7 protein-coding genes are annotated in these 7,583 nt (G+C 63.2%); 3 read left to right on the top strand and 4 right to left on the bottom strand.

Features of this window, described 5'->3' with window-relative positions:
- The 3 genes from AC07VS_RS27515 to AC07VS_RS27505 all read right to left on the bottom strand — a co-directional run.
- A partial coding sequence (locus AC07VS_RS27515) for a hypothetical protein (RefSeq protein WP_494752557.1) occupies positions 1 to 542 on the bottom strand: 542 nt, incomplete at its 3' end.
- Between the two features lie 503 nt (positions 543 to 1,045).
- Positions 1,046 to 2,044: an alpha/beta hydrolase gene (locus tag AC07VS_RS27510; RefSeq protein ID WP_494752556.1), complete on the bottom strand. Its 999-nt coding sequence runs from the start codon at positions 2,042 to 2,044 to the stop codon at positions 1,046 to 1,048.
- A gap of 235 nt (positions 2,045 to 2,279) precedes the next feature.
- Positions 2,280 to 3,146: an AraC family transcriptional regulator gene (locus AC07VS_RS27505; protein ID WP_494657154.1), complete on the bottom strand. Its 867-nt coding sequence runs from the start codon at positions 3,144 to 3,146 to the stop codon at positions 2,280 to 2,282.
- A 14-nt stretch (positions 3,147 to 3,160) separates the two neighbouring features.
- Between AC07VS_RS27505 and AC07VS_RS27500 the strand changes: the two genes are divergently transcribed.
- The 3 genes from AC07VS_RS27500 (at position 3,161) to AC07VS_RS27490 (ending at position 6,953) form a co-directional block, all read left to right on the top strand.
- Positions 3,161 to 3,589, top strand: coding sequence for a GNAT family N-acetyltransferase (locus AC07VS_RS27500; protein WP_492346117.1), 429 nt, complete (start codon positions 3,161 to 3,163; stop codon positions 3,587 to 3,589).
- A 200-nt stretch (positions 3,590 to 3,789) separates the two neighbouring features.
- Complete coding sequence (locus tag AC07VS_RS27495; protein WP_494752555.1) at positions 3,790 to 4,584, top strand: phosphodiesterase; 795 nt, start codon at positions 3,790 to 3,792, stop codon at positions 4,582 to 4,584.
- A gap of 200 nt (positions 4,585 to 4,784) precedes the next feature.
- Positions 4,785 to 6,953, top strand: coding sequence for a PQQ-dependent dehydrogenase, methanol/ethanol family (locus AC07VS_RS27490; RefSeq protein ID WP_494752554.1), 2,169 nt, complete (start codon positions 4,785 to 4,787; stop codon positions 6,951 to 6,953).
- A gap of 273 nt (positions 6,954 to 7,226) precedes the next feature.
- On the opposite strand, the gene AC07VS_RS27485 is transcribed toward AC07VS_RS27490, so the two are convergent.
- Positions 7,227 to 7,559 (bottom strand): hypothetical protein, encoded by a 333-nt coding sequence (locus tag AC07VS_RS27485; protein WP_494752553.1) that lies wholly within the window; start codon positions 7,557 to 7,559, stop codon positions 7,227 to 7,229.
- Positions 7,560 to 7,583: the final 24 nt, after the last annotated feature.

Here is a 7,583-nt window from a genome sequence, read left to right as displayed (position 1 = left end):
GGGATTCCCGCCCTCTTGGTGAGGGCGTCTTCGGCGCTGGCACGCAGCTTGTCGCTGACCAACTGGTTTGTGAAGAAGTAGATCCGCTTGTAGTCGCGCTTCGTCGAGAGAACACTCTCCACGTCGGCCTCCAGCTTGGGCTTCCACTTCTTCTTTGCACTGAATGCGAACGCCCAGCGCTCCGACCCTCCCGCTTGTTCGCCAAACCACCAGCGATCAGAAATCTCTATCGCGACTGGATAGTTTTCCGAGTCGACCTTGCTGTCGCCGCCGCCCGTGGGACCGGTTTGAATACGTAGGTTCGGGCAGATCTCTTTCTCGGCGATCAGCCGGCAGAAGTGCTCAAACTGATACTCCTCTTTGCGCGCAGTCAACGTGTCGAGGTGATGATCGAACACCGGGCGAGCCAAAACGGGGTGCGTTTGGGCGACCGAGTCCGAAAACAAGTCAGGGTGCCGAGCCCGCATTAATTCGCGAGGACTGGGTACTTGCTTAGTGCATTCGGGCGCTGCCTTTTGTGCCCTATCGTCCTGATACTTCATGTCCTTGCCTGACTCTTTTGTTGCTCGACCTGGAGTGCGCCCCAGGTCATGGTGCACAGGAGTGCGCATTCATCTTCGCCGGTTCATCGGCAGATGACATCTTCGATCGCCAAGATCCGGCCGATCACAGGCGAGCAGCTGGTGGATTGCGGTCCACGCACGCGCCACTAAGAGCATAGTTGGTGACATGCGCGGAGACCCCGTAATTGCATCCGCGGATGCCTCTAATCAGTGACGTCAAATGCTGTCATCGGCGACCGTCGGCAATTGGCCGATAGTACTCATTCGCGGAAGCGTCCCGTATGTCTGCAGACCAGCCTGAAGCGGCCCCCAGCAACGGGAGTCGGCTCTGGTGTGGTTGCAGACCTTGGACCGATGATGCCTACTGACCGCTGGGGGCGCCAGATCAGACGGTGGCCCAAGATCTGCAAGAAGTGGTTGCAGGGTGAAGGAACGACTGGGGGTCCCGTCTCGAATTGGCATCACATGGCCGGGTAAGCCGATCAGCGTACACCGAGGTAACGCTGGAACCAGTTGATCGCCGCCTGGGATGTGCTGTCGAAGTCTCGTTCGTAGACGTCGAAGTGCCCGGCTCCCGGCACGATACGCAAAGCCTTGGGTTCCAGTGCGCGAGCATAAGCGCTCAGCGCCAGATCCGTGGGGGTGACGCTGTCGTGTTCGGCCACCTGCATCAGCAGCGCCGTCGGGCTGATGCGGTCGATGAAATCCACTGGGTTGTAGCCACGTGCCGCTTCCACCGACCGCAACGTGACCTCCGGTACGGCACCGGGGGCTCGTGTATAGGCGGCGGTGTACCAGTCCGCGGCCTCCTGGCTGCGGTAGATCGCATTGGAAGTCGCGTCGCCCATCAGGCGCAGCCGGGTCGGGGCTTCGCCACGGGCGCGGCGCAAGCGTTCTTCTGCAAAACGGCGTAGCAACGCGGCCTCAGCCTCACCCGATGCCCGACGCTGGGCTGTCTGGCTGCCATGGGTGGTGGGCACCTGCACGGCCACGCAGCGCACACGCCGGTCCGTGGCGGCGACCACCAGCGCATGACCGCCGCTGTAGCTACTGCCCCAGACGCCGATGCGCGCCGGGTCCACGGCCGGCAAGCTGCTGGCATGGGTGATGGCGTGCCGCAGGTCTTCCACCTGGCGCCAGGGATCGATCTCCTGCCGCGGCTCCCCGTCGCTGGCTCCGAAGCCGCGGTGGTCGTACAGCAGCACGGCCAGCCCTGCCGCCGCGAAGGCTTCGGCATAGCGGTCGGTGAACATCTCCTTTGTGGTGCCGTAGCCGCCAGCCATCACCACGGCCGGCGCGCGTCGCGTTGGCCCACTGCCGGCGGGCAAGTAGAGCCAGCCCCTCAGTTGAACACCATCGGCATCGAAAGCCACGTCCTGGCGGCTGAAACTGGCCTGCGGCGCGAAGGCGGCTTTGGCCGCCAAATCGGGGGAGACGGATGGTGTGGCTTGTGCCAATGGGGCGTGGAGAGTGGAGAGCATGGTAGCCATCAGGCATAGACCGACGCGTCGGCGGCTCTTGAGCGAGACGTGATCTGTCGATAGGTGAATCAAAAAAGTCAAAGTGTTGTCTCCTGGTGTCTTGTGTCGTGGACTCGCGTCTGATACGAAAAAGCCCAAGCCAAGGTTAGGAGACCGCCGCTTGACCCGCTGCGGCCAAATGGACAATGACTGCGGCAGAACAGACAAACTGAACGCCTGCAGCAGGCAGGTGGTGCTATATCCCGCCGAAGTAACTGGAGGGCACGGTACCGAGCCAGCGCCGGAACACCTCTGTGAACGCCCCAGGACTTCCGTAGCCCAGGTCCAGAGCGATGCTCGTCACCTGCTCCCCGCGCGCCAGGCGCGTAAGCGCGGCCATCAGACGCACTTGCTGGCGCCAGGTGCTGAAGGACAGGCTGAACTCCTGCTTGAACAGGCGCGCGAGCGTGCGACTCGAACAGCCCGCCAATTCGGCCCACTGCGTCAGCTCTCGGGTGTCGCCGGGCTGCGCGACCAGCGCATCGCAGACATGGGCCAAGCGCCTGTCCCGGGCCGGTTGGAGGTGAAAATCGATGGCCTCGCACGCACCCTGCACCTCGCCCAGAAGAACCTGGAGCAATTGCGCCTCGTGGCTGCCAGCGGGGTAGTCGATGGGTATGACAGAGGCTCGTACGAGCAACTCGCGCAGCAGTGGAGAGATCCCCAGCGCCTTGGGAACCACCGGCAGTTGGGACAGCACTGCCGGGTGGACGTATAGCGTGCGCAAGGCAACTGGTCCGCAAGCCTGCATGTCATGCGTCAGGCCCGGGGGCATCCACAGCGCATGCAAAGGCGGCACGAGCCAGAAGCCCTTTTCGGTACGCACCTTCATCAAGCCGGAAACCGCGTGAATGAGCTGCCCGCGGACATGGGCGTGCCAACCGACGACGAAGCCGTCTGGATAATCCTTGGGCATCACGCCCAGGGGTGATGCGGCCTGCTCGTAGTCGTGGCGGTTGGTGCTCTTGCTCGCGGCCTGCTTGTCCATGCGGACATCGTAGGCGAATCCCCTGATTGGAGGGCCGAAAAAGGCCAGAAGCCGACCTTTGCTGAGCAGTTCCACTACCATTCTTCCGAATGGAAAACATCACCATAACGACCGCCACACCCGATGAACTCCGCTCCAGCGAGCTCGGCCTGAAGCTGCGCCGCTACAACTATGGCTTCGTCGGTGAATATCCCGAGCAGCAGTACATTCGGTTAACTGCCAGAGATGAGAACGGCCGATGCGTCGGCGGGCTGAGAAGCTTTGTGTTTCTCTACTGGCTCAACATCGAAGTGCTGTTTGTCGAAGGCGAGGTACGCGGCCATGGCTTGGGCAGTCGCCTGCTCGCGGAAGCAGAACGGCAAGCCATCGAGCTGGGTGCCAAAAATTCGAAGCTCGACACCTTCGAGTGGCAGGCACCCGCGTTCTACCAAAAGCACGGCTACGAAGAGTACGCGCGGGTCGAGGACTATGCGCCCGGCTTCTACCTGGCCTACATGAGGAAATCGCTGGTGCGCTGAGCGCTGTTGCACGCTTGCTTCGGCTGCCGGCCAGGCGCAGCCGTAGGCTCGTAACTCTCCGATTGGGCTTCAATTCCAAAGGCATTTACCAATGCATGGATTTCGCGCAACTCAGGGTCGAATCTGGATCGGGACGCGGAGGTTTTACAGACCTTCCTTGGATTTGATTTAGCCTGACGCCAGGTTCATTGGGGATTCTCATGCTCATTGCTCAGTTGTCAGACCCGCACATCCGTCCCAAAGGCGAGCTGTACCAAGGCGTTGCGGATTCCAACCGGATGTTCGCGGAAGCGATCGCCCATGTTCACGCCCTTGATCAACTCCCGGACCTGATGCTGATCACGGGTGACCTGGTTGATGAGGGGCTGCCTGCGGAGTACGCGATGGTGCGCGAGTTGCTGGCGGCTTCGCGCATACCCGTCTTCGTCATTCCGGGCAACCACGATCACCGTGAGAATTTCCGTCTCGCGTTTCAGGATCAGCCCTATTTGCCCACGACGGGCCCCCTGCACTGGTGCAACGACGACTATCCAGTTCGCCTGATAGGACTCGACTCGTGCCCAACAGGGAAACACCACGGGCAGATCGACGAGCAAGGCCTTGCGTGGCTGGTCGGCGTGCTGGCTCAAGACAGGGTCAAGCCCACACTTTTGATGCTCCATCATCCGCCGTTCATGAGCGGCATCCATTACATGGACAAGTACCGCTACATGACGGCACAGGCCCTGGAGGCGGTGGTGCGGGCGGCGCCCAACATCGAGCTTGTGCTGTGTGGGCATGTTCATCGCACCATGGTGCGGCGTTGGGGTGGAACCGTCTTGTGCTCTTGCCCTAGCACCACCACGGAAATTGACTTGCAACTGGCTCCCGATGCCAAGCCGCAGTCTCACATCGGCCCGCGCGGCTGCATGCTGCACTTGTGGGACGAGGCCCACGGCATGATCAGCCACGTGAGCCACATGGGTGACTTTGAGGGGCCATACGGGTTTGCTTGATCGCAAGCGCGTCGGAGGGAGGGCCGCTCGCTTGCGCGCTGGTCTTTGTTGAGCCAATGGGCTCTTCACAGGCCAGCACCGCAGTCTGAATACCCCCCAACACCCCCCGCCAGCCTAGGGCTCACCCTTAACGATTGTTCGCGATGCGCGAACGGGCTTGACTTCAGACAATTCGCGGCAGAACAACTCGGAGACTGTCCATGTCAAGCTCACGCCGCCATCGCCTGCTTTCGCTCACCCTCCTGGCCGGGGGGCTCTTCACCACCGCTGCGCCGGCCATGGCCCTGCGCCCGCCGGCGGATGTGGATGGGCAGCGCATTCAAAGGGCGGATCAAGAGCCCGGCAACTGGATGAGCCATGGCCGCACCTATGATGAGCAGCGGTTCAGCCCGCTCAAGCGGGTGAACGATGGCAACGTGGGCCAGCTGGGTGTGGCCTGGACTTACAAGCTCGACATCGACCGCGGTGTCGAGGCCACACCCATTGTGGTGGATGGCGTGATGTACACCACCGGCGCCAAGAGCATCGTCTATGCGCTCGATGCCCGCACGGGCAAGCCCTTGTGGAAGTTCGATCCGCAGGTGCGGGTGGAAAGCCTGTCTACCGGCTGCTGCGACATCGTCAACCGCGGCGTGGCCGTCTGGAAGGGCCGTGTCTATGTGGGCGCCTTCGATGGCCGCCTGATCGCGCTTGACGCCCGCAACGGCCGCAAGGTCTGGGAGGTCGATACCGTCATTGACCACAAGAAGAGCTACACCATCACGGGCGCCCCGCGCATCGTGAAGGGCAAGGTGCTGATCGGCAATGGCGGCGCCGAGTTCGGGGTGCGGGGCTATGTGACGGCCTACGATGCCGACACCGGCCAGCAGGCCTGGCGCTTCTACACCGTGCCTGGCGACCCGAAGAACCCGCCCGAGAACGCCGCCATGCAGATGGCCCTCAAGACCTGGTCGGGCAATGGCTGGGTGAAGTGGGGCGGTGGCGGCACGGTGTGGGACTCGATGGCCTACGACCCTGAGCTTGACCTGCTCTATGTGGGCGTGGGCAATGGCTCACCCTGGAACTACGAGTTCCGCAGCGAAGGCAAGGGCGACAACCTGTTTTTGTCGTCCATCGTGGCCGTGCGTCCGGACACCGGCGAGTACGTGTGGCACTACCAGACCACGCCCGGCGACCGCTGGGATTTCACCGCCACGCAGCACATGGTGCTGGCCGACATCGTGATCGATGGCAAGCCGCGCAAGGTCATCATGCAGGCGCCCAAGAACGGGTTTTTCTATGTGCTGGATCGGCAGACGGGCAAGCTGCTGTCGGCCGACAAGTTTGTGCCGGCCAACTGGGCTTCGCATGTGGACCTGAGCACGGGCCGGCCCGTGATGACGGGCGAGGCCGACTACAACAAGGGCCCGAAAATGGTGATGCCCTCGTTCCTGGGTGGCCACAGCTGGCAGCCCATGTCGTTCAACCCCCAGACGGGCTACATCTACCTGCCGGCGCAAGAGACGGTGGCCGGCCTGGAGGCGGCCAAGGCGCCCGAGTTTCTGCCCACCAAATCGGTGGTCAACCTGGGCTTGAATGCCCCCGACCTGCCTGAAGACCCGCAGATCACAGCGCAGGTGCGCGACGCCTGGAAGGGCCGCCTGATCGCCTGGGACCCGGTGAAGAAGGCGCCGGCCTGGACGGTGGACTACCAGGCCCCGGGCAATGGCGGCACCCTCAGCACTGCCGGCAACCTGGTGTTCCAGGGCACGGCCGATGGCCGGGCCGTGGCCTATGCCGCAGACACCGGCCGCAAGCTGTGGGAGCAGCGCGTCAACTCCGGCGCCATGGCGGGCCCGGTCACCTACCTGGTCAAGGGCGAGCAATACGTGACCTTCATGGTGGGCTGGGGCGGTGCCTTGCCCCTGATCGGGGGGCCGCTGTCGCTGGGTGCGCAGGTGCAGCCCGAAGCGCGCGTGGTCACCTTCAAGCTCGACGGCAAGGCCAAGCTGCCCGCACCGGCTCAACAGGCCCGCGATCTGCCCCCGCTGCAAACGCTGACGGCCAGCGCCGAGCAGGTGCAGCAGGCGCGCACCCTGTTCAATGGCCTGTGTGCCTCTTGCCACGGCATCAACGCCATCAGCGGCGGCGTGGTGCCCGACCTGCGCTACCTGACCCCCGCCAAACACCAGCAGTTTGCCGGCATCCTTTACGGCGCCCGCATCCCCAAGGGCATGCCCAGCTTCAATGGCGTGCTGACGATGGATCAGGTGGAACTGATTCGCCAGTACCTGGTCAAGCGCAGCCATGACCTGGCGTCGGAGCTGGAGGCCGGCAAGGGTGGCAAGGCGGCGCAAGCGGGGGGCGCAGGGTCAGCTGGGCAACGCTGAGCCCTCAATCGCCCCTTTGGCAGGCCCTTTTGGGCGGCGAGGATCTCGGTGCCAGCGCTGCGTTCGCTGCTTCCCTGGCTGTGGCCTCAGGGCGCGGTGGTCGGCAGGCCTGCGCTGGCGAAGCCGGTGATGGGCGTCATCGGCAGCCGCCAGGCGATGAAGCTGGCGGCCGAAGGGCTCAGGCACCCGCGATGGGCCCTTGGGCCCAGGTCGACATTGGATAGACGCGCTGGCCTGTGTGCCCATCCCGGCGCACCTGGAGCGCTCAGTGCTTTACTGGCCGTTTTTTTCGGCCTTCGCTGCGGCGGCACCTTCCATCTTTCTTTTGGCACGGGCTGCCTTTTTCTCTTCGGCGCTTACCTTGCCCGGTGACGCCGCCTTGCTGTCACCCAGGGCCACTTCGCCCCCTTGAGGAATCGGTGTTGCCTTGGCAGCCGCGGCGCCGTTGGCCTTGCGCTCTGCACGTGCGGCTTTCTTCTCTTCCGGTGTGACCATTTTGGTGGGGGCTGCCTTGCTGTCTGCAGCATCGACCTCGCCGGCCGCGAAGGCGGTGCCGATGAAGGCGTGCGAGACCAGAAGACCGGCGATCAAAATTTGCTTTTTCATGTTGATTCCTGTTTGAAATAGAAC

The sequence above is a fragment of the Curvibacter sp. GW821-FHT01G03 genome (assembly GCF_059422285.1).
This window is presented reverse-complemented; position numbering and strand designations above follow the sequence as displayed.

What these genes read in the sequence shown, in the direction of transcription:
- AC07VS_RS27510 (WP_494752556.1), bottom strand. Translation starts at nt 2,044, where the DNA reads ATGCTCTCCACTCTCCACGCCCCATTGGCACAAGCCACACCATCCGTC.
- AC07VS_RS27500 (WP_492346117.1), top strand. Translation starts at nt 3,161, where the DNA reads ATGGAAAACATCACCATAACGACCGCCACACCCGATGAACTCCGCTCC.
- AC07VS_RS27495 (WP_494752555.1), top strand. Translation starts at nt 3,790, where the DNA reads ATGCTCATTGCTCAGTTGTCAGACCCGCACATCCGTCCCAAAGGCGAG.
- AC07VS_RS27490 (WP_494752554.1), top strand. Translation starts at nt 4,785, where the DNA reads ATGTCAAGCTCACGCCGCCATCGCCTGCTTTCGCTCACCCTCCTGGCC.
- AC07VS_RS27485 (WP_494752553.1), bottom strand. Translation starts at nt 7,559, where the DNA reads ATGAAAAAGCAAATTTTGATCGCCGGTCTTCTGGTCTCGCACGCCTTC.